The 26,997-nt window shown below is 33.7% G+C and carries 24 protein-coding genes; 20 read left to right on the top strand and 4 right to left on the bottom strand.

The window, feature by feature from the left end:
• Positions 1-2: 2 nt before the first annotated feature.
• Together J0383_RS12575 and J0383_RS12570 are read right to left on the bottom strand one after the other, a co-directional pair.
• Positions 3-758: an SDR family NAD(P)-dependent oxidoreductase gene (locus tag J0383_RS12575; protein ID WP_207294394.1), complete on the bottom strand. Its 756-nt coding sequence runs from the start codon at positions 756-758 to the stop codon at positions 3-5.
• Between the two features lie 202 nt (positions 759-960).
• On the bottom strand, positions 961-1,836 hold the full coding sequence (locus J0383_RS12570) for an aldo/keto reductase (protein WP_207294393.1): 876 nt from the start codon (positions 1,834-1,836) through the stop codon (positions 961-963).
• Between the two features lie 213 nt (positions 1,837-2,049).
• On the opposite strand from J0383_RS12570, the gene J0383_RS12565 reads away from it, so the two are divergent.
• The 9 genes from J0383_RS12565 to J0383_RS12525 all read left to right on the top strand — a co-directional run bounded on the left by J0383_RS12565 (position 2,050) and on the right by J0383_RS12525 (position 11,750).
• A complete protein-coding gene (locus tag J0383_RS12565) occupies positions 2,050-3,054 on the top strand; it encodes an AAA family ATPase (protein ID WP_008465328.1) in 1,005 nt (334 codons plus the stop codon).
• Between the two features lie 78 nt (positions 3,055-3,132).
• Positions 3,133-3,996 (top strand): DUF58 domain-containing protein, encoded by an 864-nt coding sequence (locus tag J0383_RS12560; RefSeq protein ID WP_207294392.1) that lies wholly within the window; start codon positions 3,133-3,135, stop codon positions 3,994-3,996.
• Between the two features lie 74 nt (positions 3,997-4,070).
• Positions 4,071-4,427, top strand: a complete 357-nt coding sequence (locus J0383_RS12555; protein ID WP_207294391.1) for a four helix bundle protein — start codon at positions 4,071-4,073, stop codon at positions 4,425-4,427.
• Between the two features lie 87 nt (positions 4,428-4,514).
• Positions 4,515-6,149: a hypothetical protein gene (locus J0383_RS12550; RefSeq protein WP_207294390.1), complete on the top strand. Its 1,635-nt coding sequence runs from the start codon at positions 4,515-4,517 to the stop codon at positions 6,147-6,149.
• Complete coding sequence (locus tag J0383_RS12545; RefSeq protein ID WP_207294389.1) at positions 6,149-7,153, top strand: vWA domain-containing protein; 1,005 nt, start codon at positions 6,149-6,151, stop codon at positions 7,151-7,153. The genes J0383_RS12550 and J0383_RS12545 overlap by 1 nt, the downstream gene beginning before the upstream one ends.
• A gap of 91 nt (positions 7,154-7,244) precedes the next feature.
• On the top strand, positions 7,245-8,279 hold the full coding sequence (locus J0383_RS12540) for a vWA domain-containing protein (RefSeq protein WP_207294388.1): 1,035 nt from the start codon (positions 7,245-7,247) through the stop codon (positions 8,277-8,279).
• Positions 8,280-8,320: 41 nt separating this feature from the next.
• Positions 8,321-9,091 (top strand): tetratricopeptide repeat protein, encoded by a 771-nt coding sequence (locus J0383_RS12535; protein WP_207294387.1) that lies wholly within the window; start codon positions 8,321-8,323, stop codon positions 9,089-9,091.
• A gap of 95 nt (positions 9,092-9,186) precedes the next feature.
• Positions 9,187-10,932, top strand: a complete 1,746-nt coding sequence (locus tag J0383_RS12530) for a BatD family protein (protein WP_207294386.1) — start codon at positions 9,187-9,189, stop codon at positions 10,930-10,932.
• A 71-nt stretch (positions 10,933-11,003) separates the two neighbouring features.
• The gene (locus J0383_RS12525; protein WP_207294385.1) at positions 11,004-11,750 is read left to right on the top strand and encodes a tetratricopeptide repeat protein; all 747 of its coding nucleotides are present in this window, start codon (positions 11,004-11,006) and stop codon (positions 11,748-11,750) included.
• 161 nt (positions 11,751-11,911) lie between these two features.
• On the opposite strand, the gene J0383_RS12520 is transcribed toward J0383_RS12525, so the two are convergent.
• Together J0383_RS12520 and J0383_RS12515 are read right to left on the bottom strand one after the other, a co-directional pair.
• Entirely contained in the window at positions 11,912-12,481 is a 570-nt protein-coding gene (locus J0383_RS12520; RefSeq protein WP_207294384.1) for a 5-formyltetrahydrofolate cyclo-ligase, read from the bottom strand.
• Positions 12,468-13,448 carry a succinylglutamate desuccinylase/aspartoacylase family protein gene (locus J0383_RS12515; RefSeq protein WP_207294383.1) on the bottom strand — a complete coding sequence of 327 codons (981 nt, stop codon included), beginning with the start codon at positions 13,446-13,448 and terminating at the stop codon, positions 12,468-12,470. The genes J0383_RS12520 and J0383_RS12515 overlap by 14 nt, the downstream gene beginning before the upstream one ends.
• A 137-nt stretch (positions 13,449-13,585) precedes the next feature.
• On the opposite strand from J0383_RS12515, the gene uvrC reads away from it, so the two are divergent.
• The 11 genes from uvrC to pgi all read left to right on the top strand — a co-directional run bounded on the left by uvrC (position 13,586) and on the right by pgi (position 26,984).
• The gene (uvrC, locus tag J0383_RS12510; protein ID WP_207294382.1) at positions 13,586-15,379 is read left to right on the top strand and encodes an excinuclease ABC subunit UvrC; all 1,794 of its coding nucleotides are present in this window, start codon (positions 13,586-13,588) and stop codon (positions 15,377-15,379) included.
• A gap of 10 nt (positions 15,380-15,389) precedes the next feature.
• Positions 15,390-17,690 carry a patatin-like phospholipase family protein gene (locus J0383_RS12505; protein ID WP_207294381.1) on the top strand — a complete coding sequence of 767 codons (2,301 nt, stop codon included), beginning with the start codon at positions 15,390-15,392 and terminating at the stop codon, positions 17,688-17,690.
• A gap of 258 nt (positions 17,691-17,948) precedes the next feature.
• Positions 17,949-19,106 carry a homogentisate 1,2-dioxygenase gene (locus J0383_RS12500; RefSeq protein ID WP_207294380.1) on the top strand — a complete coding sequence of 386 codons (1,158 nt, stop codon included), beginning with the start codon at positions 17,949-17,951 and terminating at the stop codon, positions 19,104-19,106.
• Between the two features lie 140 nt (positions 19,107-19,246).
• Positions 19,247-19,606 (top strand): four helix bundle protein, encoded by a 360-nt coding sequence (locus J0383_RS12495; protein WP_207294379.1) that lies wholly within the window; start codon positions 19,247-19,249, stop codon positions 19,604-19,606.
• 88 nt (positions 19,607-19,694) lie between these two features.
• Positions 19,695-20,855, top strand: a complete 1,161-nt coding sequence (gene hppD / locus J0383_RS12490) for a 4-hydroxyphenylpyruvate dioxygenase (RefSeq protein WP_207294378.1) — start codon at positions 19,695-19,697, stop codon at positions 20,853-20,855.
• 298 nt (positions 20,856-21,153) lie between these two features.
• On the top strand, positions 21,154-21,930 hold the full coding sequence (locus J0383_RS12485; protein ID WP_207294377.1) for a DUF3108 domain-containing protein: 777 nt from the start codon (positions 21,154-21,156) through the stop codon (positions 21,928-21,930).
• Entirely contained in the window at positions 21,927-22,859 is a 933-nt protein-coding gene (locus J0383_RS12480; protein ID WP_207294376.1) for a tryptophan 2,3-dioxygenase family protein, read from the top strand. Before J0383_RS12485 ends, J0383_RS12480 begins: the two co-directional genes overlap by 4 nt.
• Before the next feature lie 33 nt (positions 22,860-22,892).
• Entirely contained in the window at positions 22,893-24,116 is a 1,224-nt protein-coding gene (locus J0383_RS12475) for a peptidoglycan DD-metalloendopeptidase family protein (RefSeq protein ID WP_207294375.1), read from the top strand.
• A 138-nt stretch (positions 24,117-24,254) separates the two neighbouring features.
• Positions 24,255-24,875: a hypothetical protein gene (locus J0383_RS12470; protein ID WP_207294374.1), complete on the top strand. Its 621-nt coding sequence runs from the start codon at positions 24,255-24,257 to the stop codon at positions 24,873-24,875.
• A gap of 6 nt (positions 24,876-24,881) precedes the next feature.
• Positions 24,882-25,223 (top strand): hypothetical protein, encoded by a 342-nt coding sequence (locus tag J0383_RS12465; RefSeq protein ID WP_239023069.1) that lies wholly within the window; start codon positions 24,882-24,884, stop codon positions 25,221-25,223.
• 117 nt (positions 25,224-25,340) lie between these two features.
• The gene (pgi, locus tag J0383_RS12460; protein ID WP_207294373.1) at positions 25,341-26,984 is read left to right on the top strand and encodes a glucose-6-phosphate isomerase; all 1,644 of its coding nucleotides are present in this window, start codon (positions 25,341-25,343) and stop codon (positions 26,982-26,984) included.
• Positions 26,985-26,997 lie beyond the last annotated feature (13 nt).

Genomic DNA, 26,997 nt, shown 5'->3' with positions numbered 1-26,997 from the left:
TCTTAAATATTTTTCTTCACAATTGTCGAAGAAGCTTGTGCCGTACTCATTACAACCAGATCAGCAATATTGACATGATACGGTCTTGAAACCACAAAATGAATAATATCTGCAATATCTTCTGCTTGAAGCGGATCAAATCCTTTATATACATTTGAAGCTCTTTCAACATCTCCTTTAAAACGAACTTCGCTGAATTCTGTCGATACCATTCCAGGATGAATTGCTCCTACTCTAATTCCAAATGGATTCAAGTCAATTCGCATTCCAGCTGTAATCGCATCAACAGCATGTTTTGTACCGCAATACACATTTCCGTTTGGATATACTTCTTTCGCAGCCGTTGATCCAATATTGATAATGTGTCCAGAATTTTTAGCCGTCATTTTCGGAATCACCACTTTCGAAACGTATAAAAGTCCTTTTACATTAATATCGATCATAGCATCCCAATCATCTAAATCTCCTGTTTGAATTGGATCTAATCCATGTGCATTTCCTGCATTATTAATTAAAATATCAATATCCGAAAAAGCTTCTGGCAATGCGTTTATTTTTTCAATAACGGCATCTTTATCTCGAACATCAAAATCAAGAGAATATACTTCGGTAAAAGCCGAAAGTTCGTTTTCCAGTTCTTGTAAACGCTCTTTACGTCTTCCGCAAAGCACTACTTTATAATTGTTTTTTGCCAGAATCTGAGCAGTTGCTTTTCCAATTCCGCTTGTGGCACCAGTAATTAAAACTGTTTTTTTCATTGTAAATATTTTGTTTTAACACGTAGAAACATAGTTGAGCTTTTTCTAGAAAGGCATTTTATTTTAAATCAATTCACATAGCTATGTGAAAGTGAAATGCTAAAAAATCTCTTTAAAGAACATCAAAAATCTACGTTTCTACGTGTTTATTTTTTTTCAGTACAAAACTGAACACTAACTGTCCACTGAACACTAAAAGAAATTAAGGCACATCTTCGCCCATACTTTCTGTCCAGATGGAAAACCAATCTTCTTTATCCATTTCCAATTCTGCTGCTTTTACTAGAGATTGAATTCTGGCAACGTTAACCGTTCCAGCAATTGGAATAACTCCAGCCGGATGTTTTAAAACCCATGCTAATAAAAGAGTATCTGCGCCTAAGTGATATTTCTCCAATAAGGTCGAAAACAGTTTTTTCAAACGGCGTGTTTTTTTCGTATCTTCTCTAAAAACAGTTCCAAGCGGGTTCCATGATAACGGACGAATTCCATGTGTCTGCATATAATCTAAACTTCCGTCAACCATTGGTTCAAAATGCGTTGCCGAAAACTGTACTTGATTGTAGCTTACTTCGGTTTTCTGGCGGATCAATTCAGTCTGAGAACTTGTGAAATTTGAAAGCCCAAAATCGATGATTTTTCCATCGGCTTTTAATTTTTCAACAGCTTCCGCAATTTCATCGGCCTGCATTAAGGGACTTGGTCTGTGCAGTAAAAACACATCAACATAATCTGTTTTCAAATTCTTTAACGATCCTTCAACAGATTTAATGATGTAATCTTTAGAATAATCGTAATATTTAATTTTGTTTTCAGGTCGGTTTTCAGTTACCATCTGAATACCGCATTTGGTAATTAACTGTAATTTTTCTCTTGAAATTTTACTTGTTTTAAAAGCTTTTCCAAAATCTGCTTCGGTGGTATAATCTCCGTAAATATCGGCGTGATCAAAAGTAGTAATTTTGTTTTCGATACAAATTTGTATCATGTTTTCCATTTCTTTAGTTGTCAGGTTTTTATCCCAGATTCCCCAATTCATAGTGCCTGAAATAATAGGCGATAATGCTGTTTTACTCATGGTTGTAATGCGTTATTTTTGATAAAAAATATGCTTTGAAAAAGCATATTCATCAAAGTTCTTAAAAATATAAAAATAGAATCACAATTCGTCCTTAAAATTAGGTTATTGGTCGAAGTTTTAACCATTCTTTAACATCTTACTTCTCAAAAAATATTCAATTTGCACTCTCAAAAAACAGGCGTAAAAATCAAGGTTTATAAAAATATCTATATGGAAGAAAATACAACGACTTTAGACATTAGAGCGATAAATGAAAAAATTGAGAGAGAAAGTGCTTTTATAGACCTTCTTACAATGGAAATGAACAAAGTTATTGTGGGCCAGAAACACATGGTCGAGCGTTTATTAATCGGTCTATTAGGTCAGGGTCACATTTTATTAGAAGGTGTTCCGGGGTTAGCAAAAACTTTAGCGATTAATACTTTATCGCAAGCAGTTCAGGGTTCTTTCAGCCGTATCCAGTTTACGCCGGATTTATTACCTGCCGATGTTATCGGAACCATGATTTACAACATTAAAGCAAACGAATTCTCAATTAAAAAAGGGCCAATTTTTGCCAATTTCGTACTTGCCGATGAGATCAACCGTGCTCCTGCAAAAGTACAATCTGCACTTCTTGAGGCAATGCAGGAAAAGCAAGTTACAATTGGTGATTCAACTTTCAAATTAGACCGTCCGTTTTTAGTTTTAGCAACTCAAAACCCTGTTGAACAAGAAGGAACATATGCGCTTCCTGAAGCACAGGTTGACCGTTTTATGTTGAAAACTGTTATTGATTATCCAAAAATTGACGAAGAACGTTTCGTAATCCGCCAAAACCTAAAAGGAAGCTTTGAAAAGGTAAATCCTGTAGTTTCGGTAGATCAAATTTTACGTGCGCAGGAAGCGGTTCGTGAAGTTTATATGGATGAAAAAATTGAGAAATACATTTTGGATATCATTTTTGCTACACGTTATCCTGAAAAATACAAATTAGCCGATTTAAAACCGCTTATCAGCTTTGGAGCATCTCCGCGTGGAAGTATCAACTTAGCAAATGCTGCTAAGTGTTACGCTTTTATCAAACGCCGCGGCTATGTAATCCCAGAAGATGTTCGTGCAGTTGTGCATGATGTTTTACGCCACAGAGTGGGAATCACGTATGAAGCTGAAGCCGAAAACATTACTTCTGTAGACATTATCAACAAAATCGTAAACGAGATTGAAGTACCTTAAAAAGTTGATGGTTGATAGTTTTTTGTTGATGGTTCATACGCCATCAACCAACAACCACAAACCATAAACCAAATCAGAATGGATACAAAAGAGCTTTTAAAAAAAGTACGGAAAATAGAAATCAAAACCAAAAGACTGAGCAATCATATCTTTTCGGGTGAATACCACTCTTCATTTAAAGGACGAGGAATGACGTTTAGCGAAGTACGTCAATACCAATACGGAGATGATATTCGTAACATCGATTGGAATGTAACCGCACGTTATAACGAAGCCCACGTAAAAGTTTTTGAAGAAGAACGTGAATTAACCATGGTTTTAATGGTTGATATTTCGGGTTCTGAAGGTTTTGGTTCCAAAAGCCAGTTCAAAAAAGATATCGTAACCGAAATTGCGGCTACAATGGCCTTTTCTGCTACACAAAATAATGACAAAATTGGTTTGATATTATTTTCGGATAATGTTGAACTATACATTCCTCCCAAAAAAGGGCGTTCGCACGTTTTGAGAATCATCCGCGAATTGATCGAGTTTGAACCAAAAAGCCACAAAACAGATGTTGGACAGGCTTTAAAATTCTTATCGGGAACACAAAAAAAGAAAGCCATTGTTTTTATGATTTCAGATTTTATGTCGGATAATTACGAGCATAGTTTGAAAATTGCTTCAAAAAAGCATGACCTTACAGGCGTTCGTGTGTATGACATCCGAGAAGAAAGAATTCCGAATTTAGGAATGTTAACAATGCTGGATGCCGAAACCGGAAAAACACAGTTGGTAGACACGAGTTCAAAAACAGTGCGATTGAATTACGAAAAGCATTATCAGGAAAGAGTGAATTATTTCAAAGATACTTTCCGTAAATCTGGAGCAGGAATTGTCAACACCAGAGTTGACGAAAATTATGTTACCAAACTATTAGGCTATTTCAAATCACGATAAATAATTTTTGATTTTTGATTAACGATTTTTAATTTATGATGTGGTGTGACTTGTGATTAAGGAAGTATTTAAAAATGACTAAACAAGAATTAGAAAACAGATTGATTGATTTTGCAGCAACAATTATAATTATAGCAAGTAAGTTTGAAAAAAATTATGCCGGAAATCATTTGTCAGGACAAATAATTAGATCAGGAACATCTCCAGCTTTAAATTACGGTGAAGCGCAAAGTGCAGAAAGTAAAAAAGATTTTATTCATAAAATGGGTATTTGTCTGAAAGAATTAAGAGAAACATTTGTTTGTTTAAAAATAATAGAAAAAGCAAATTTATCAACAGACCGAGAAGGTTTAATGAAAGTAAAAATAGAAGCAAATCAATTAATTTCAATTTTTGTATCTAGCATTAAAACATCAAAAATTAATTCATAAAAATTAAAGATTACAATTTTAAAGAACTATTGACAATCCTTGGAAAAATCAAAAATCAAAAATCGTTAATCTTCAATCGTTAATCAAATGAAATTTAAACTTTATATATTTTTATTGCTTTTTTCTACTATGATTTCTGCACAGCAGAAAACTGTAGAAACCAGTATTGACACCACAAAAAACAAAATTGGTGCTGAGTTTAAACTGACTCTTAAAACAGTGGTAAGCTCAAAATCAAAAGTTGTTTTCCCAAAGCTGAAAAACATTGGTGCTTTAGAAGTAATACAGTCTTATCCAATTGATACGGTTAAAAAAAATGATACTTACGAATTAATCAAAAAGTACGGATTAACTCAGTTTGATTCTGGTCGTTACACTATTCCTAGTATTAAGATTTTAATTGACAAAAAACCTTACTTAACAGATTCTATCAAAGTTGAAGTGGCGAATGTAAAAGTAGACACTTTGCAACAGAAAATGTACGACATCAAGGATATTACCCCAGCCGAAGATGTTACAGGAGATTGGTGGCAATATGTTCTCGTAGCTATTATAATTTTAGGAATTGGAGGTTTTGTGTACTGGTATACCAAAAAACACCAAAAGAAAAAAATTGAAGAAGAAGTTTACAAGACTCCTATTGAAAAAGCGACAAGTTTATTAAACAATCTGGAGCAAAAAGAACTGGTTCAAAAAGGTGAAATCAAAGAATACTATAGTGAACTGACTGATATTGCGCGTAATTATATCGAAGAAGCCATTCATATCCCAGCAATGGAAAGCACTACTTCTGAATTGATTAATGCCATCAAAACAGCTTCTACTAAAAAGAAAATGGTTTTAACACCAGAAACAGTTGAAAATTTAGAACGCGTTTTACGTCAGGCCGATTTGGTAAAATTCGCAAAATCAAAACCGCTTGAATTTGAAATCACCGAAGACCGAAATAAAATTCAAAGAGTAATCTTAACGCTGGATAATGCCATTCCAACTGAAGTAACGGCTGAAGAAGAAGACCAGCTGTTGAATGAAGCACAAAGACAGAAACAAATTCAGCTTCAATTAAAGAAACAAAGAAACAAACGAATTGCTATTGCAGTAGGTTCTGTTGTGTTTTTAATATTGGCAACTACTACTTTCTTCATCATCACGAAAGGATTTAATTTCGTAAAAGACAATATCATTGGGCATCCAACTAAAGAATTATTAGAAGGAGAATGGGTAAAAAGTGAATACGGAAATCCAGGTATTTTAATCGAAACGCCAAAGGTTTTAAAACGTTTAGATACCGAAAAAGCACTCCCAAAAGAAACCATGGCATTGATTAAAGAAATGCAGCTTTTTGGATATGGAAGTTTAATCGACAATTTTTATGTTGCTGTTTCAACGACTAAATTCAAAAATCCAACAGAAATAGATTTATCAAAAGCTTTAGAAGGAAGTTTAAAAGTAATTGAACTTCAAGGAGGTCAGAATATAATCGTAAAACAAGAAGATTTCCAGACAAATCAGGGAATTCAAGGAATAAAAGGATACGGAACAATGACTGTTTTAAATCCTGCTAACAAAACAAGTACAAAAGGATATTACGAAATCCTGCTTTTCAAACAAGATCAAGGCTTGCAGCAGATCATAATTTTCCATGAAGAAGGCGACACCTATGCAAACGATATTACAACCCGAATTTTAAATTCTGTTGAACTTAAAAAAGCAAGTAACTAATGAATAATCAGATCACTTTTTTAAATCCAGAGTTCTTTTGGTTGTTTTTATTAATTCCAATTGTAATAGGATGGTACTTCTGGAAAAGAAATCAGCAGTCGGCTACATTAAAAATGAGTTCGACAGCAGGTTTCAAAAACAGCGAATCGTTTTGGACAAAAGCAAAACCATGTCTGTATGTTTTCAGAATTATCGCTTTAAGTTCTTTGATTGTAGCGCTGGCAAGGCCTAGAACAGTCGACATCAGCAATCAAACCAAAACCACAAAAGGAATTGATATTGTAATGGCAATTGACGTTTCAGGGAGTATGCTCGCAAAAGATTTAAAGCCAAACCGTATGGAAGCTTTAAAAAGAGTCGCGGCTGATTTCGTAGGAGAAAGACCAAACGATAGAATTGGATTGGTTTTATATGCATCTGAAGCCTATACTAAAACTCCGGTTACAAGCGACAAACCTATTATTCTGGAAGCCATAAAAGGCATTAAATACGATACCGTTTTACAAGACGGAACGGGAATTGGAATGGGATTGGCAACTGCAGTAAATCGTTTAAAAGATAGTAAAGCAAAAAGCCGTGTTATCATTTTATTGACAGATGGTGTAAACAATGCCGGATTTATCGAACCTGAAACGGCTGCTGATATTGCAAAACAATACGGAATAAAAGTATATACGATTGGTCTTGGAACTAATGGAATGGCTGAATCTCCTTATGCATACGCGCCAAACGGCGGTTTCTTATTCAAAATGCAGAAAGTAGAAATCGACGAGCAGTTAATGAAAAGCATTGCACGTAAAACCGACGGAACGTATTTTAGAGCAACCAGCAACGATAAATTAGCCGAAATATACAATTCGATCAACAAGTTAGAAACAACTGAAATCCAAGAATTGAAATTCTACGATTACGACGAAAAATTCAGATTTTTTGTTCTACTCGCGTTAGGTTTATTGGTATTGGAAGTAGGTTTAAGAAATACAGTTTATAGAAGCTTTATTTAATTTTTCAAATTAAAAAATTTCAATCTTAAAATTCCAAATAACGATTTGGAGTTTGGAATTTGGAATTTCAACATTGGAATTTAAAACATTTATGGAATTAGACGAAAAAAAATATTTATATCTCTTACTGCTTATCCCAATTGTGGTATGCGTTTTTCTTTTCAATATGTATTGGAAAAGAAAAAAACAACGCGAATTTGGTGATTTGGAAATGGTTAAAAAACTAAGTCCGGAAAGATCTGTTTTTAAACCTGTTTTAAAATTATCGATTCTGCTTTTAGCATTTGCCTCAATTATTATCGGATTGGTAAATCCGAAGATTGGTACCAAAATGGAAACCGTAAAACGTGAAGGTATTGATATTGTTTTTGCAGTCGACGTTTCCAAAAGTATGCTGGCAGAAGACGTGGCACCAAGTCGTTTAGAAAAAAGCAAACAGCTTGTTTCGCAAATCATCAATTCATTAGGAAGTGATAGAATTGGTATTGTGGCTTATGCCGGAAGTGCTTTCCCAGTATTGCCGATAACATCAGATTACAGTGTTGCCAAAATGTTTTTGCAAAGTATGAGTCCAGATATGGTTTCATCTCAAGGGACATCACTTGATGAAGCAATCAGATTATCATCGACTTATTTTGATGAAAAAAGCAAAACCAGCAAACTTTTGATTTTAATTTCTGATGGTGAAGATCATTCTGAAGGCGCTGCAGCTGCTGCCGAAGAAGCCAACAAAATAGGAATGAAAATTATCACGATTGGTGTTGGTACAGAAAAAGGAGGAACCATTCCGTTAAAAGAAAATGGTATTGTTAGAAGCTATCAAAAAGATCAGGACGGACAAACGGTTATTACAAAACTAAACCAAGAAGGATTAAAAACTATTGCAAAAGCAACAAAAGGTGGTTACGTATATGGCGGAAGCACCAAAGAGGTTTTAGAATACATTAAAAATGCTTTAAACAATATTCAGAAAACCGAATTTGAATCGACTCAAATGGCCGATTACCAATCGCAATTTCAATGGTTCTTAGGCTTTGGATTTTTACTGTTGTTTATTGATATTTTCCTTTTAGAAAGAAAAACAAACTGGATAAAAGAGTTGAATTTATTTAACGAAAAGAAATAAAGATTCCGTTTAATTTCGGAACAAAAAATAAAAAAATCAGAATGAAAAATTTACTTCTTTATATTTTACTAACGCTTTCTTTTGCTGTTTCTGCTCAGGAAAAAGACAAGGTATTGCCTGGTGCCAATGAAGAATATAAACAGAATAAATTTACAGATGCCGAAGCTGGTTACAGAGTTTCAGCATCAAAATTTCCTAAAAAAGCAACGTCTTTATATAATTTAGGAAACTCGATTTACAAACAAAATCAGATTGCTGAAGCCAAGTACGCTTACGCAAATGCTATAAAAAATGCTAAAACTAGACCTGAAAAACACAAAGCGTATCATAACTTAGGAAACGTTTTAATGAAAGAGAAAGATTATTCGCAGGCGGTTGAAGCTTACAAACAAGCGCTCCGAAATGATCCAACAGATGAAGAAACGCGTTACAACTATGCTTACGCCAAACAAAAGCTAAAAGAAAATCCTCCTAAAAACGATCAAAACAAAGACAAAAATAAGGATAAGGACAAAGACAAGGATAAAAACAAAGATAAAGACAATAACAAGGATCAGAATAAGGACAAAGACAAGGATAAAAAAGACGACAAAGGCGATAAAGATAAAGACAAACAAGACGGTAAAAATGATCCTAAAAAAGACGACAAGTCTGATAATAAAGGAGAACCAAAACCAATGCCTGGAGGAATTTCAAAAGAACGAGTTCAGAATCTGTTAGACGCTGTAAACAACGAAGAAAAGAAAATTCAGGATAAAGTAAACGCTCAAAAAATAAAAGGAAGTCCAAAAAAACCGGAAAAAGACTGGTAATAAGTTCAATCGTTTAATCGTTATTTATTTATCCACTAGGCATAAATAAAACTCGGTTAGGCGATTAAACAATTAAAAACGATTTAAAACAACTAATGAAAAGATATTTAATTTTATTTCTACTCACCTTTCAGGGACTTATGGCTCAGGTTCAATTTGAAGCCAGAGTAAGCAAAAACTCACTTGGAGTTAATGAAAGACTGCGTATTGATTTTATTATGAATGTTGACGGGGACAATTTTGACCAGCCGTCATTTGAGGGGTTTAAAATGGTTGCAGGTCCAAGCCAGCAAATAAGCCAATCCTGGATAAACGGCCGCAGTTCTTTTCAAAAAATATACTCCTACATTTTACAGCCGGAGAAAAAAGGTACTCTTGTTATTAAACAAGCCGCAATCGAATACAATGGACAGATTTATAAAACGGCACCTATAAAAGTAACCGTTACCAATGCCGTTGCGCAAGAAAGAGATCCAAACGACAGACAGCAAGGATCTCCAAATGAACTTTTACAATTGGTAGCTGAGATTTCTAAAACAAATCCGTACCTAAATGAACCTATTACTGTTGTCTACAAATTATACTTTGGTAATATTGGTGTTACTGGTTTCAAAGAACTCGCAAAACCAAAATACAATGATTTCTGGAATCAGAATATCGAAATAAAACAACTTACTCCAGAAGAAGGAAGTTATCAAGGACAAAGATGCTATTATGTAGTCTTGAAAAAGACAATTTTATATCCGCAGAAAAGCGGCAGATTGACTATTGAACCTCTTTCATTAGACATTGGAGTACAGCTGCCAACGAATCGTCGCGATATGTTTGGACAGATGATTATTACCGAAGACAACAAAATAGTATCGGCAGGGTCAAAAACTATTAATGTAAAACCGCTTCCGGAAACAGGAAAACCAGAAGGTTTTACAGGTGCTGTTGGAAGGTTTAATTTTACAGTTACACCATCAAGAACGACTTTAAAAAGTGGTGAAAGCCTAGATTTAGTAGTCAGCGCAGCCGGAAGTGGAAACATGAAATTATTTACACTGCCAAAACCTGTTGTACCAAATGCATTAGAAATGTACGATCCGGTTCATGATGAAAAGGTAAATACATCATTAACGGGAATGTCTGGAAAAATCACAGACAAATACACCATTATTCCGCAGTACAAAGGAAAATATGCCATTAAACCAATGACGTTCTCTTATTTTGATTTGAGTTCAGGTTCCTATAAATCGATCACATCTCAAGAAGTGATGATTGATGTTCTGGACGGACCAACATTGGCAGAAGCAAATCCTTCAACGGCATCTAAAAATGTAGTAGAAAAAGTAGAGCATTTCAAATACATCAAACCAAAAACAACTTTGACAGCGATTGCTAAAAATGATTTCTACGGTTCTGATTTGTATTATGCATTGCTATTCTTCCCATTTGCTATTATCCCAATCATTATATTGGTTAAGAAGAAAAAAGAAGCTATTGACAGTGATGTAACCGGAAACAGAATCAGAATGAACAATAAGCTGGCGAAAAAGTATTTATCGCAGGCTAAAAAACAGCTTCATAATAAAGAAGCATTTTATATTGCTCTTGAAAAAGCGATGCATAATTTCTTAAAAGCAAAACTGCATATTGAAACTTCAGAAATGAGTAAAGACAATATTCGTGAATTGCTTTTATCAAGAAATTCAAATCCTGAAACGGTTCAGAATTTCATTAATCTGACTGAAAACTGCGAATTTGCACGTTATGCTCCAGCTTCAAGTGCTTCGATTCAGCAAGATTATGACAAAGCAGTTTTAATTATTTCCGAATTAGAAAAACAGATTGTTTAATTTTTAAGGAAAGTTGATTTAGATTACGTGAATTAAATTCACAAAGCTTAAAATCTTATTACATATCTAAAATGAAAAATATACTATATCTTTTTTTACTAATCTCACAGGTTTTCTTTGCTCAAAGCAGTTTTGAGAAAGGAAATGCTTTGTACCAAAAGGGACAATATCAGGAAGCTGTTCAGGTTTATGAAGACATTATTAAAGAAGATAAACTTCAATCGGCTGAATTGTATTTCAATCTCGCAAATAGTTATTACAAACTAAATAAGGTCGCTCCTTCGATTTATAATTACGAAAAAGCTCTTGTGCTTAAACCAAACGACCCGGAGACTTTAAACAACTTAAAATTTGCCAAAAAGTTAACTATTGATGAAATTAAAGAAGTACCAAAAGTAGGATTCGCAAAACTAATCCAAAACTTCACTTCTATTTTTGATTACAATATGTGGGCAAAAATTTCTATTGGAATTGCTTTTGCCTTTTTACTATGTTTTATTGGATATTATTTTTCACAGCTTACCATTACCAAAAGAATTTACTTTATAGGAATGTTTATTCTTCTGGTGGCTTTAGGGTTAAGTGCTTCGGCGGGAATGTCTGAAAAAAACCACTTCGATAACGATCGCCCAGCCATTGTTTTTTCTGAAATGAGCGAAGTACGAAGCGAACCTCAAAAAGCAGGTTCGGCTATTATTCTGCTTCACGAAGGTGCGAAAGTATATGTGATGGAAAGCGTAGGCAAATGGAAAAAAATCGAACTGACAGATGGAACCGAAGGCTGGATTGATGGAACTACCATTAAAGAAGTCAAATAAAACGGATTCATTATTTCAAATAAAAAATCCCAAATTCCAAAGTTAACAATTGGAATTTGGGATTTTTCTTTTCTTTGGATTTCAAATTGAGTGTTATAACAAAATTTAACTTCAAAAATATTCAAGCTTAAAATAATTTATATCACTTATATGGTTTAAAATTAGAAAGTGTAGATTTTTAAAGGCGTAACGCAATAATCCAATTTTATATCCGATTCAAAAACGTCATCAATCATTTCTACAGATTTGAAGAAAGAAAGACCAATTTTTATCGTTTCGGGTTTGCATTTTGCCAAGAATTTATCATAAAAACCTTTTCCGTAGCCAATACGATTGCCATAAATATCAAATGCCAAAAGCGGTACAAAAACAACATCGATTATTGAAACTGGAACTTCAAGTCCGTTTACAGGTTCGGGAATATTAAATTCGTTTTTCTTTATTTTGGTATTATCGGTCAATAAAAAATGCGTCATTTCTCGAGTTTCAAAATCACTTTTTGAAATCACAATTTCTTTATCTTTTCCCGAAAGCAAATGCAGGATAAATTCCGTATCAACTTCTTTATGTTCTATGATAGGAAGAAAAACATGGTAATAACTTTTATCCCAAATTGGTAATTGGATCAAATTATTGGCAATAGCCAGACTTTTCTCTTCAATATCTTCGGTTGAAAGTTCTTTTCGAAGGTTTTTGTAATGAAGTCGTAATTCTTTTTTATTCGTCGGCATTTTCAGGAGTAGTTTTAGAAAGATGGTAAATCGCATCGCCTTCATATACGATAGGCGAATGATTGGCATTAATCACAAATCCATCATGCGGCGCTTTTACTTTCTGCTCAAACTTTCCAAACGGATCTGTAATAATCGCTAAGATAGTGCCTTTGGTTACAAATTTCCCAATCAAATTAAAATCATGTAAAAGTCCCGAACATTTTGCACGAAGCCAAACCGAATGTTTAATATAAATCGAAGGTGTTAATGCTTGCTCGACAATTTGTTTTGAATCCAGCATTCCTAAATGATGAAGCAAACGTTTTGTTCCTAAAACTCCTTGATTGGCAATTTCATTATTAATATCCAATGACTTTCCTCCTTCAAAAAGCAGCATTTTTACATTGGCACTTTCAGAAGTTTTTCTAAAAGAACCGTTTATATTTTTGGAATAAAGTGTAAAAGGCGCATTAAAAATATCGGCCAAGACTTTCAATTCGGGATTATTCTCGGTAATTCTAATTTGCGGCGCATTGAAACGACTTGCTCCGCCTGCATGAAAATCGACTGCGTAATCTAAAATTGGCAGAATTTCTTCGACAATATGATAGGCAAATCTACTGGCCAAAGAACCTTTTTTGCTTCCTGGAAAAACTCGATTTAAGTCACGACCGTCTGGAAACTCTCGAGATTTATTCACAAAACCGTACATATTGATAATCGGAATACAAATAATAGTTCCCTTTTCAGGTCGGTTAATTTTTTTGCTGATGATTTGACGAACGATTTCTACACCATTAATTTCGTCTCCGTGAATTCCTGCCGAAAATAAAACCACCGGACCTTCCTGCTTTGAACGACGGACAATAACAGGAATATTAAGTTTTGTTGTAGTATGTAATCGTGCTATTTCGACATTTATCGTTTTATGTTCTCCCGGCAGAATCGATTCGCCGAAAATAACCAAGGGCTTACTATTTTTCATGCAGAATTATAAAATCTAAATATAGAAATTATTCTTTTGATTTCGTAAATTTGAAACTAAATCAATGTTAAGGTTTTTTTCTCAAATCGGAATGGTTTTTGAAAAAGTCTACACACCATCTTCAGAAATAAAACAGAATGCAAAAACCGTCCTTAGATCTTCAAATTCTCACCTTACCGGACAATCCCGGCGTGTATCAATATTACGATAAAGACGGGAAAATATTATACGTAGGAAAAGCCAAAAATTTAAAGAAAAGGGTTTCTTCTTACTTCAATAAAATTCATGATACAGCCAAAACGAATGTTCTGGTAAAAAAAATCGTGACCATAAAACACATCGTCGTTCCAACAGAAAACGATGCGCTTTTACTGGAAAACAATCTGATTAAAACATTACAGCCAAGATACAACGTCTTGCTTCGTGATGATAAAAGCTACCCTTGGATTTGTATTAAAAGAGAACCTTTTTCGAGAATATTTTCAACCCGAAGAATGGTCAAAGACGGTTCTGAATATTTTGGCCCGTATACCAGTTTCAAAACGGTACACACTATTTTGGATTTAATTAAAGAATTATATCCGCTAAGAACCTGCAATTTCGACTTAAACAAATCCAATATCGATTCAGGAAAATTTAAAGTTTGTCTTGAATATCATATTGGCAATTGCAAAGGACCATGCGAAGGTTTGGAACCTCTGGAAGAATACCAAAAACAAGTCGATGCAATCCGCGAAATCCTGAAAGGAAATTTCAAAGAAAGCATGAAAGGTTTCAAGCGCTTAATGGTAAAATACGCCGAAGAATTACGGTTTGAAGAAGCACAAAAAATCAAAGAAAAAATTGAAGTTCTTGAAAATTATCAATCAAGATCAACCATTGTAAATCCGAAGATTACCAATATTGATGTCTTTTCGATTGTTTCAGATGAAACGGCCGCTTACGTCAACTTTTTACAAATTTCCCATGGTTCGATTATTCGTTCTCATACTTTAGAAATGAAGAAAAAGCTGGATGAAAGTGATGAAGAATTATTAGAACTCGCAATCGTGGAACTTCGGGAGCGTTTTCATTTATTATCAAAAGAAATCATTGTTCCTTTCGAAATTGATTTGGGAGAAAACATCAAAACAACCGTTCCGCAGCTTGGAGACAAAAAACAGATTTTAGATTTATCCATCAGAAATGCAAAATTCTACCGAATCGAACAATTGAAACAATTACAAATTGTTGATCCGGACAGGCATACTAATAGAATCATGGCACAGATGCAGAAAGATTTACGTCTGCCTTCTGAACCACGTCATATCGAATGTTTCGATAACTCGAATATTCAGGGAACCAATCCCGTTGCCGCGTGTGTGGTTTTTAAAGATGGAAAACCAAGCAAAAAAGATTACCGTCATTTTAATGTCAAAACCGTTGAGGGTCCAAACGACTTTGCTTCGATGACCGAAATTGTATACCGCCGTTACAAACGATTATTGGACGAAAATGAGCCTTTACCGCAATTGATTATTATTGATGGTGGAAAAGGACAATTGTCTGCAGCACTAAAAAGTATCGATGATTTAGGATTACGCGGAAAAGTTGCGATTATTGGAATCGCCAAACGCCTGGAAGAACTTTTCTATCCAGGTGATTCGATTCCGTTATATCTGGATAAAAAATCAGAAACCTTAAAAGTAATTCAACATTTGCGAAACGAAGCACACCGTTTTGGAATCACGTTTCACCGTGACAAACGAAGTAAATCTGCTCTTAATTCATCAGTAGAAAGTATTCCTGGAATTGGTGAAAAAACCATGCAGACGTTAATACAACATTTCAAAAGTGTTAAAAGATTGAAATTAGCATCAGAAAAAGAAATATCTGCAGTTATAGGTGTATCAAAAGCCAAAAAAATTGTCGACTTTTACAAAACCAACTAGTTAAGTTTTTATGCGCCTTACCAAGATTTCCAAATCAAATACCTATTTTAAAGGTATTTCTTCTATTTCAATTACGATTGGAAACATTTGGTGCACCGTATTTTCAATTTTTATATGCTTACTTCTTCTTCTTCCTCAAAAATCATTTTCGCAGGAAGCAAAACAAGACAGCGTTAAAAGACCTAAAATTGGTTTGGTATTAAGCGGCGGCGGTGCAAAAGGTTTTGCTCATATTGGGGTTTTAAAAGTTCTGGAAGAAGCCGGAATCAAAATCGATTATATTGGCGGAACCAGCATGGGATCAGTTATTGGCGGACTTTATGCTTCGGGTTATAATGCTTCGCAAATTGATTCTATTTTCAAAAAAACCAATTTCGACGAACTAATCAACGATTACATTCCGCGTTCTTCTAAAAATTTCTACGGAAAGAAAAATGACGAACTGTATGCCATTGTTCTTCCGTTTAGTAATTTCAGAGTCGGTATTCCCGAAGCACTTTCAAAAGGAATGTACAATTACAATTTACTGAGCAGTTTAACTAGAAATGTACGCCATATTCGTGATTTCAATAAACTCCCTACTCCGTTTTTATGTATTGGAACCAACATTGAAACCGGCGAAGAAGTTTTATTAAATAAAGGAAATCTTGTTCAAGCCATGATGGCGAGTGCGGCTTTTCCTTCCTTATTTACACCTGTAGAAATCGATGGCAATTTATTGGTTGACGGCGGTGTGGTAAACAATTACCCTATCCAAGAAGTTCGCAATCTAGGTGCCGATATTATTATTGGTGTTGATGTTCAGGACGATTTGATGAAACGAAAAAACCTCAAAAACGCTACTAGAATTCTAGTACAGATTACCAATCTGCAGTCTATTGATAAAATGAAAAACAAAATCAAAGACACAGATGTTTATATCAAACCAGACATTCGTGATTATGGTGTTATTTCATTTGACAAAGGTGAAGAAATCATTCGAAAAGGTGAAGAAGCCGCTTTCGCTGTTTATGAAAAAATCAAATCATTGGTCAACGAAGACAACTTTTATAAAAAACCAAAATTAAAAGTCGCTACTGACACACTCCGAATCGAAAAAATAAACACCGATCGATTAGACAATTATACCAAAGAATATATTCGTGGTAAATTACGTTTTAAGCCAGGAAGTACAATCACATATGATGATTTAAAAACGGGAATTAATAATTTAAATGCCACACAAAACTTCAGCACCATATCATACTGTCTGCAACCTGATGGTAAAAAGGATGATCTGGATTTGGTTCTAAGAGAAAATCCAACACAAACGTTTTTAAAACTGGGTCTTCATTATGACGGACTTTATAAAAGCGCTGTTTTACTGAATCTAACTCACAAAAAGACATTTCTAAAAAATGATGTTACTTCATTAGACATTATCTTGGGAGATAATTTCAGATATGATTTTAGTTATTATGTCGAAAATGGTTTCAATATCAGCTTTGGTTTCCGTTCACGATTAAACCAGTTCAACCGAAATGTAACTACAAGTTTAAGCAATCTGGTTTCTGAAAATCCAAACGTCAATTTAATCAATGTTGACTTTATGGATTTATCAAATCAAGCGTATTTCCAGACTATTTTTGTACAGAAATTTTTAATGGGCGGCGGTTTAGAATACAAATACCTGAAAATAAATTCGCCTACACTTATCAATGAAGAAAATATAATCGACAAGAGCAATTATTTTAGTGCATTTGCTTATTTGAAATATGACTCTCTAGATGACAAATATTATCCAAGTTCAGGATTGTATTTCTCTACAGATCTGCAAACTTTTCTTGCTTCATCGGATTACACCAATAAATTCAAACCATTTTCTATTGCCAAAGCCGAACTTGGTTTTGTAAAAACCGTTTTCAACAGAGCTACCATAAAATTGGGTGCCGATGCAGGTTTCAATATAGGAAGCGACAGCATTCCATACTTTGATTTTATATTAGGAGGTTATGGTTATAACAAGATCAACAACTTTAATTATTTCTACGGATATGATTTCTTAAGTATTGCCGGAAATAGTTTTATAAAAGCTGATATTACACTGGATTACGAATTTTTGAAAAAAAATCACATTAATCTCTCTGCCAATTTTGCCAACTTGGGCGATGATATTTTTACTTCTGTCGATTGGGTTTCAATGCCTAAATATACGGGTTATGCTTTGGGTTATGGACTAGAAACTATAATTGGTCCAATTGAAATCAAACAATCATGGTCGCCCGAAATATCAAAAAGCTTTACATGGTTTAGTATTGGTTTTTTATTCTAAGCTGATTTTTTAGAAATATTTTATGTTATAAATAATACAATGTGTAATTTTGATTAAAAAAAATTACGATATTTGTTGTGATGAAAACAAAATGGACAGGTTTATTAGAGTATCTTCAATTTCTCATGAAGAGAAATCCTGAATAATGGCTCTATCGAATTGAGATAATTAGTCAATTGAAAAAATTGAACTGATTATTGGTTAATGCAATTCAAATTTTCGAATTATCTAATTTACAAATTATCTAATTGAAAAGCCATGCCACTATATCACAAACTTGGGGATTTTCCTCAAAAACGACACACCCAATTCGAAAAACCAAACGGCGGATTTTACTACGAACAGTTATTTGGAACAGAAGGTTTTCACGGACATTCTTCTTTATCGTATCATGTTCACAGACCAACTCAGGTAAAAGAAATTTTAAACTCCTATTCTGTAGAGCCCAAAATTGCAATTGGCAAAAATATAAAATCACTTCTTTTTAAAGGTTTTGAGTTAAAACCGGAAAATGATTTTCTGGACAGCCGAAAAGCCATGTTAGTCAACAAAGACTGTATTATTGGTTTGGCTGCGCCGAAAGAATCGCTGCGAAGTTATTTCTATAAAAATGCCGATGCCGATGAAATGCTTTTCATTCATCGAGGAAAAGGAAAATTAAGAACCATGTTAGGAAATATTCCATTTGAATATGGTGATTACTTGATTATTCCGCGTGGTATTATTTATCAGATAGAATTCGAAACAGAAGACAATCGACTTTTCTATGTAGAATCATATACTCCTTTTTATACACCAAAACGTTATAAAAACCAATCAGGACAGCATTTAGAACATTCGCCATTTTGCGAACGTGATTTTATTCTGCCAAATGAATTAGAAACGCACGATGAAAAAGGTGATTTTTTAATGAAAATTAAAAAAGAAGGCATGATTCACGAAGTGGTTTATGCAACTCATCCTTTTGACGTTGTGGGCTGGGACGGATACAATTTCCCATACGGTTTCTCAATCCATAATTTTGAACCTATAACGGGACGTGTTCACCAACCGCCACCGGTACATCAAACTTTTGAAACAGCTGCTTTTGTAGTTTGTTCATTCTGCCCAAGACTTTACGATTATCATCCAAAAGCGATTCCGGCACCGTATAATCACAGCAATATAGATTCTGACGAAGTACTCTATTACGTTGATGGCGATTTCATGAGCCGTAATAATATCGAACAAGGTCATATTACTTTACACCCAAAAGGAATTCCTCACGGTCCAGCACCAGGCGCAATGGAGCGAAGCATTGGTCACAAAGAAACTCAGGAATTAGCCGTTATGGTAGACACTTTCCGTCCATTAATGGTTACTGAAGAAGCAATGGGATTGGATGATGGGAAATATTACCAATCCTGGACTGAGTAGTAATTAGTTAATGTGGCAATTAGAAAATTAGATAATGCCTGAAAACGTATAAATGAAATAATTAAAATAATTATTGTAATTTTAAACTTACAAAATAAATTATCTCATTGACACATTGACAAATTATCTAATTGGACAAAATGACCTTTAACGAAAAATACAAAGACAACGCTCTTTTAATTAAGACTTTCAATTTCGCCTTAAACATTATTGATTACACTAATGAACTTCAAGAACAAAAAAAGTTTGTCATTGCCAATCAATTATTAAAAAGCGGAACATCAATTGGGGCAAATTCGAAAGAGTCTCAAAATGCAGAAAGTAAAGCTGATTTTATACACAAATTAAAAATAGCAATTAAAGAGGCAGACGAAACTGAATATTGGTTGTTCTTGTGTGATGCACATAGTGAATATCCAAATTGCAAACGTTTATTAAATGATCTTTCAGAAATTTTAAAAATTTTAAATAAAATAATATCAACATCTAGGAGGAATTAGAAAATTAGAAAATGTGTCAATTAGAGAATTATTTTAATTAACCTCATTTCAAAATTATCTCATTTTCTCATTATCAAATTATCTAATTATGAGCAAAGAAGTAAAATCAGTAGAATACGGATTAGAGAAAATATTTGAAGGAGCACAAGATTTCCTTCCATTATTAGGAACAGATTATGTAGAATTTTATGTGGGAAATGCTAAGCAGGCAGCACATTATTATAAATCTGCATTTGGATATCAGTCATTGGCTTACGCCGGATTAGAAACAGGAGTACGAGATAGAGCATCGTATGTTTTGAAACAAGATAAAATCAGAATTGTTCTCACAACACCTTTAACAGCTGATTCTCCAATAAACGAACATTTGAAAAAACACGGTGACGGAGTAAAAGTGGCAGCACTTTGGGTTGAAGACGCTACAAAATCGTACGAAGAAACAATGAAACGTGGCGCACGTTCTTTTATGGAGCCAACTGTTGAAGAAGATGAATTTGGTCAAGTAGTTCGTTCTGGAATTTATACGTATGGAGAAACCGTTCACATTTTTGTAGAAAGAAAAAATTACAACGGCGTTTTCTTGCCAGGTTATAAAGAATGGAAATCTGACTTCAATCCAGAACCAACTGGATTAAAATACATTGATCATATGGTTGGAAATGTGGGCTGGAATGAAATGAATACTTGGGTAAAATTCTATGAAGAAGTGATGGGATTTGTAAATTTCCTTTCTTTTGATGACAAACAAATTACTACCGAATATTCTGCATTGATGAGTAAAGTAATGTCTAATGGAAACGGAAGAATTAAATTTCCAATCAACGAACCGGCAGAAGGAAAGAAAAAATCTCAAATTGAAGAATATTTAGATTTCTACGGCGGACCTGGAATCCAGCATATCGCGATTGCTACAGATGACATTATTAAAACCGTATCTCAGTTAAGAGCACGCGGTGTTGAATTTTTATCGGCTCCTCCACATACTTACTATCAAGCAATTCCAGAAAGATTAGGAGTTCACATGGATATGATGAAAGAAGATTTAAACGAAATTGAAAAGCTTGCCATTATGGTAGATGCCGATGAAGATGGCTATTTATTACAAATATTTACAAAACCTGTTCAGGACAGACCCACTTTATTTTTCGAAATTATTCAAAGAATGGGTGCAAAAGGATTTGGTGCAGGAAACTTTAAGGCTCTGTTTGAGTCAATTGAGAGAGAACAAGAATTGAGAGGAACTTTGTAAAAATGCGATATTTTTACATTATGCAAAAAAAATCCCTGCAAAATGATGATTTTTATGCAAATGTTATGTTAAACTTACTTTTTGCTATTTTTTTTATGGATTTTGTATCTATCTTTGCACTCGCAAATCAAGAAGGGGTGGTTTCCTTCTGAATTGATATAAATTTCATAATTTATAGTTTTTTGGTTAGTTAATAGCATAAAAACTCAGTCATAATTGGCTGAGTTTTTTTGTTTAGGTACATTTGGAATAAAATTTGCATTTATCTATCTTTATAATGAAATGTAAAAATTGTACTATGAAAAAGCTCATTCTCATCATATTAGCACTAACAACACTTGGATTCGATTCGCAGAAAGAAGATGCGTTCGATACCGGTGAATTTTTTAAATTCAGAATTCATTACGGAATTGTAAATGCCGGATACGCAACGCTTGAAGTTAAAGATGCCACTATAAACAACAAAAAAGTATACCACGCTGTTGGAAAAGGATATACAACAGGAATGTCAAAATTTTTCTTTAAAGTAGAAGATCTTTATGAAAGTTATTTTGACAAAGAAAACGGAAGTCCTTATCGTTTCGTTAGAAAAATAGACGAAGGTGGTTACACCAAAAATCAAGAAGGATTTTTTAATCAAAACGACAATAGAGTTCTAGTAAAAGACTATAAAAGAAAAACTGAAAAAACGATTGTAGTTACTGATAATGTGCAGGATATTGTTTCTTCTTTTTATTTCTTAAGAAATCATCCAAATATTGACAAATTAAAATCGGGAGAAGCGATTACAATTGACATGTTTTTTGACGATGAAATCACAAAATTTAAGTTAAAATATGTAGGTCGTGAAGATATTACGACTAAATTTGGAACAGTTTCTACCATGGTTTTTAAACCACTTGTGCAAACAGGAAGGGTTTTTAAAGAAAAAGAAAGTTTAACGCTCTGGATTACAGACGACGACAACAAAGTTCCTATTAGAATTAAAGCCGATCTTGCTGTTGGATCTCTAAAAGCAGATCTCGATGAATACAAAGGGTTGAAAAATCCACTTAAAGTAAAAAAGAAAAAATGAATCTAACCGATCATTCAGAATCAATTTTAAAAGAAATTGACCTTAAATTTCAAGCCATAAACCAAAAAACTGATGTTCAGTTAGAAGGATTACTTTGGTCAAAACCAATCACTTATTGGGATTACATTCAAACCGATGCTCTTTTAAATTTACAAATACAACGCACTACGCTTCCTGATGAAATGGTATTTATTATGTACCATCAGGTAAACGAATTAATCTTTAAAATGATTTTGTGGGAAATTGACCAGATTGCCGACACACAAAACATTCAAGTAGATTTTTTCAGCGAAAGACTTTCAAGAATTACACGTTACTTTGATATGCTGACGAATTCATTCAGCATCATGGAAAACGGAATGGAAGTCGATCAATACATGAAATTCAGAAACACGCTTACTCCTGCAAGCGGTTTTCAAAGCGCACAATATAGATTGATCGAATTTGCTTCTACAGACGTTATTAATTTAATCGACAGAAGATACAAAGCAAATTTTGACGAAAACACTGATTTAGAAACCAGCTTCGAACATTTATACTGGCAGGCTGCCGGAAAAGATTATCATACTGGAGAAAAATCATATTTGCTGCAGCAATTCGAAAACAAATATAAAGATCAATTTTTACGACAAATGGCTTCGTTTAAAACGAAAAACATTTGGCAGAAATTCACACAATTACCTGTTGAAGATCAGCAGAATGCTGAATTAATCAAAGCCATGCGTCATTACGATTACACGGTAAACATTACTTGGGTAATGCAGCACTTAAATACTGCTATTAAATATATTTTAGAAAGCGGAAAAGGAAACGGTGAAGCAACCGGAGGAAGCGACTGGCAAAAATATATGCACCCAAAATACCAAAGACGCATCTTTTTTCCTAAATTGTGGACCGAAGAAGAATTGTCCAATTGGGGAAATGAATAAATCACTCTAATTTCCCAACAAAATTTAAAAAGTTTGAAAAAAGCAGCCGTAATTATTATTGTCTTGTTTTCTATTTTCGCATGTAATAAAAAAGAAGAAACAATAGTCGAAAACAAAATTACTAAACCAAAAACCAAAAAAATAGAATTCGGTTTTAATTACGCTGACTTCAATGTTGTAAATGACACCATCTCAAAAGGAGATTCATTTGGATCTATTCTGCAGAGTCAAAATATTGGAGACAAAAAAGTGCACGACATCGTAGAACAAGTAAAAGATTCTTTTAATGTTACTTCTATTCGTTACAACAAACCTTTCACTTTACTTCGTTCTAAAAACAAAACCAACAATCTTCAGGTTTTTATTTATCAGCCAGATGCTTTAACCTATTATGTTATCGATTTAAGAGACAGCATTGCAAAAGCCTTTAAAAAGGTAAAACCGGTAACTTTAAAAAGAAAAATTATTGGTGGTGTTTTAAAAAGTTCTTTATCTGAAACATTAGGAAATGAAAGTGTCGAAACAGCATTGGCCAGCAGAATTACCAAAGTATTCTCATGGTCTATTGACTTCTTTAAACTAAAAAAAGGAGACCGCTATGGATTAATTTTTACAGAACGTTTTATAAATGGAAAAACCTATGATGGTGTAGAAGAATTAGAAGCGGCTTTTTTTGAATACAAAGGAAAAATTGTTTACGCTTTTCCTTTTGAAAAAGACACCCTTTCAGGAAAAATAGAATATTATGATGATGAAGGAAAAACTCTTAAAAATTTCTTCCTAAAAACACCAATCAAATTCAGCCGAATCACTTCAAGATTCACCATGAACAGATTTCACCCAGTACAACATACTTGGAAAGCTCATAAAGGAACAGATTATGCCGCTCCAACCGGAACTCCGATTTCGACAACCGCTTCTGGAGTTGTAGAAGCAACTGGATATACAGCAGGAAACGGAAACTTTGTAAAAGTAAAACACAACGGAACCTACTCTACACAATACTTACACATGTCTAGAATTTTGGTAAAACGCGGCCAGCGAGTTACACAAGGACAAACAATTGGATTAGTTGGAAGTACAGGTTTAGCATCTGGTCCGCACGTTTGTTATCGTTTCTGGAAAAATGGAGTTCAAGTAGATGCGCTTCGATTGAATTTACCAACCGGCGAATCTTTAACTGGAAATGACAAAACCCGTTTCTTAAAACAAATGGAACCTTTGAAAAGAGAATTAGACAGTATTGGAAATTTGTAAGATCTTTTTGGAGATGTTGAACAAGAACAAGCCGAAAAATGGACTGAAGAAATCGTTGAAGATTTATTCGGAAGAGATCTTGTAAAAAAATGGCAATATTAAAAATCAACTAATAGTTCCAATTTAAAAATAGCACCCATGAAAAACTCACGAATTGAAACGATTTTTAATGAAACTTTTTCAGGATTAAAACTATTTTACAGAGATACTACACTTTCGCCGGATTTAATTGCAAAATATCAGATTGGGCAAATTATTAAAGAAAAAGGATTTACAGATATTACACGTATGAGTGGTGGACTTTCAGGAAACTTGCGATATTTAATTGCGAGTTCTGATGCCAAAGATTTATCCGTTTTCAATCCTGACTCGGCAAAAATTGGACATTATCTTCTGTCGGCTGATACCTTTTTTAAGGTTTTAGACATTCAGGAAGACGACCATAAAACACAAATTTTCTTATTGCACATTCCTGAAAATTCAATTCCACTTTTTAAAAATTCAACTTCAAATATTGAAGAGGAAATCATTGAAAAAGCTCAGAAACGCTTTCGCGAAAAAATCAATGCCGACTTAACTCCTGAATTGCAGACGGAAGCGTGGAAAGAAAGAACCAAATTACCAATTGGAATGAATGAAAATGGAGAATTTTTCTATGATGATTCTAAAGTTCAAAAACTAGAATCTATAAAACATCTTGAAATTTCAAAATCAGGAAAAGCAACAGAAGTAAAAAAACCTTGGTGGAAAGTTTGGTAAAATATAATGAAAACGATCAAGCAGTTTTTATTGATATCTATATCAGTGATAATAATCGGATGCACTAAATCAAAGACTTTTATCTTAAATGATTCTGGAAAAAACAGATATTACGTTTCTAAATTCATAAATGATATTTTTGAAGAAAACCAGATAGGCAAATCTCCTTTAATCGTAATAGACGGAATACCATTTAAATATGACAAAATCAAAGATACCATCTTATTACCATTAAAAAAATCTGACATCAATAGTTTAAATTTTTTAAATCAAAATAGTAGTCGAATTATTTATAATGAAAAAGAAAACGACGGCGCTATTCTAATAACAACACGAATAAAAAACTAACAGAATCATAAAACGTTTTCGTAACTTATTGTTATATAATCATCAACCATTCTCCTTTTAAAAGTTATTTCAGTATTTTTGTGTTTCTAAAAAAAACAATTCAATAATAAAATACAAATGGCTTTAAACACTACCAACCCAACCGGAACTGAAGCGTGGAAAAATCTGCAGAAACACTTCGATGCAGTTCATGGAACCACAATACAGGATTTATTTAAACAAGATAACTCACGAGCTGAGAAATTCAACATACAATGGAATGACTTTTTAGTTGATTATTCTAAAAACAACATCAGCCAAGAAACAGTTTCACTTCTATTAGAACTAGCAAATTCTATTGGATTAAAAAATGCAATTGCTGATTATTTTGGAGGAGAATTAATCAATCAGACAGAAAATCGTGCAGTTCTTCATACGGCTTTACGTGCTCCTGAATCGGCAGTTATTAATGTTGATGGAGAAAATGTAATTCCTGAAGTGTATGAAGTGAAAAATAAAATCAAAAATTTCACGGAAGAAGTTATTTCTGGACAAAGAAAAGGATATACAGGAAAAGCATTTACCGATATTGTAAACATTGGAATTGGAGGTTCAGATCTTGGTCCGGTTATGGCGGTTGAAGCTTTACAATTTTACAAAAATCATTTAAATACACATTTTGTTTCAAATGTTGACGGTGACCATGTAAATGAAATCATCAAAAAACTAAATCCTGAAACGACTTTATTTTTAATTGTTTCTAAAACGTTTACTACTCAGGAAACACTTTCAAATTCAGAAACGATTAGAGAATGGTTTTTAAAATCAGCTTCTCAGGAAGATGTTGCTAAACACTTCGTTGCGGTTTCAACCAACATTCAAAAAGTTACAGAATTCGGAATCAACCCTGATAATATTTTCCCAATGTGGGACTGGGTTGGAGGAAGATTTTCTCTATGGAGTGCTGTTGGTTTAAGCATTGCATTGGCAATTGGTTTTGACAATTACAACCAATTGTTAACTGGAGCAAACGAAATGGACGAACATTTCAAATCGGCAGAATTTGACAAAAACATTCCTGTAATTTTGGCTTTGTTAAGCATTTGGTATAATAATTTTTACGGTGCAGAGAGTGAAGCTTTGATTCCGTATACTCAATATTTATCAAAATTAGCACCTTACTTACAGCAGGCAACAATGGAAAGTAACGGTAAAAGTGTTGGCCGTGATGGAAAACCGGTTAACTATCAAACAGGAACTATTATCTGGGGAGAGCCAGGAACTAATTCGCAGCATGCTTTCTTCCAGTTAATCCACCAAGGAACGAAGATAATTCCAACAGACTTTATTGGATTTGTAAAACCTCTTTACGGAAATAAGGATCACCATAATAAATTAATGTCGAATTTCTTTGCACAGACTGAGGCTTTAATGAATGGAAAAACCGCAGAACAGGTTCAGGCAGAATTTGACAAACAAGGACTTGCAGCAGATAAAGCTTCTTATTTATTACCTTTTAAAGTGTTTACAGGAAACAAACCTACCAATACAATTTTGGTTCAAAAATTAACTCCAAAAAGTCTAGGATCTTTAATCGCGCTTTATGAGCATAAGATTTTTGTTCAAGGTGTTATCTGGAATATTTTTAGTTTTGATCAATGGGGAGTTGAGCTAGGTAAGCAGCTTGCTAATTCAATCTTAGACGAAATTAATTCTAACACAGTTAAAAATCATGATAGTTCAACATCGTTTTTGCTGAATCATTTCTTAAAAAATAAATAGTTTACAATTATAT

The sequence above is a fragment of the Flavobacterium endoglycinae genome (genome assembly GCF_017352115.1).
In the GTDB taxonomy this organism is placed as follows: Bacteria; Bacteroidota; Bacteroidia; order Flavobacteriales; family Flavobacteriaceae; genus Flavobacterium; species Flavobacterium endoglycinae.
Note: the sequence above shows the minus strand (reverse complement) of the source record. Positions and strands in the feature narration are given on the sequence as shown.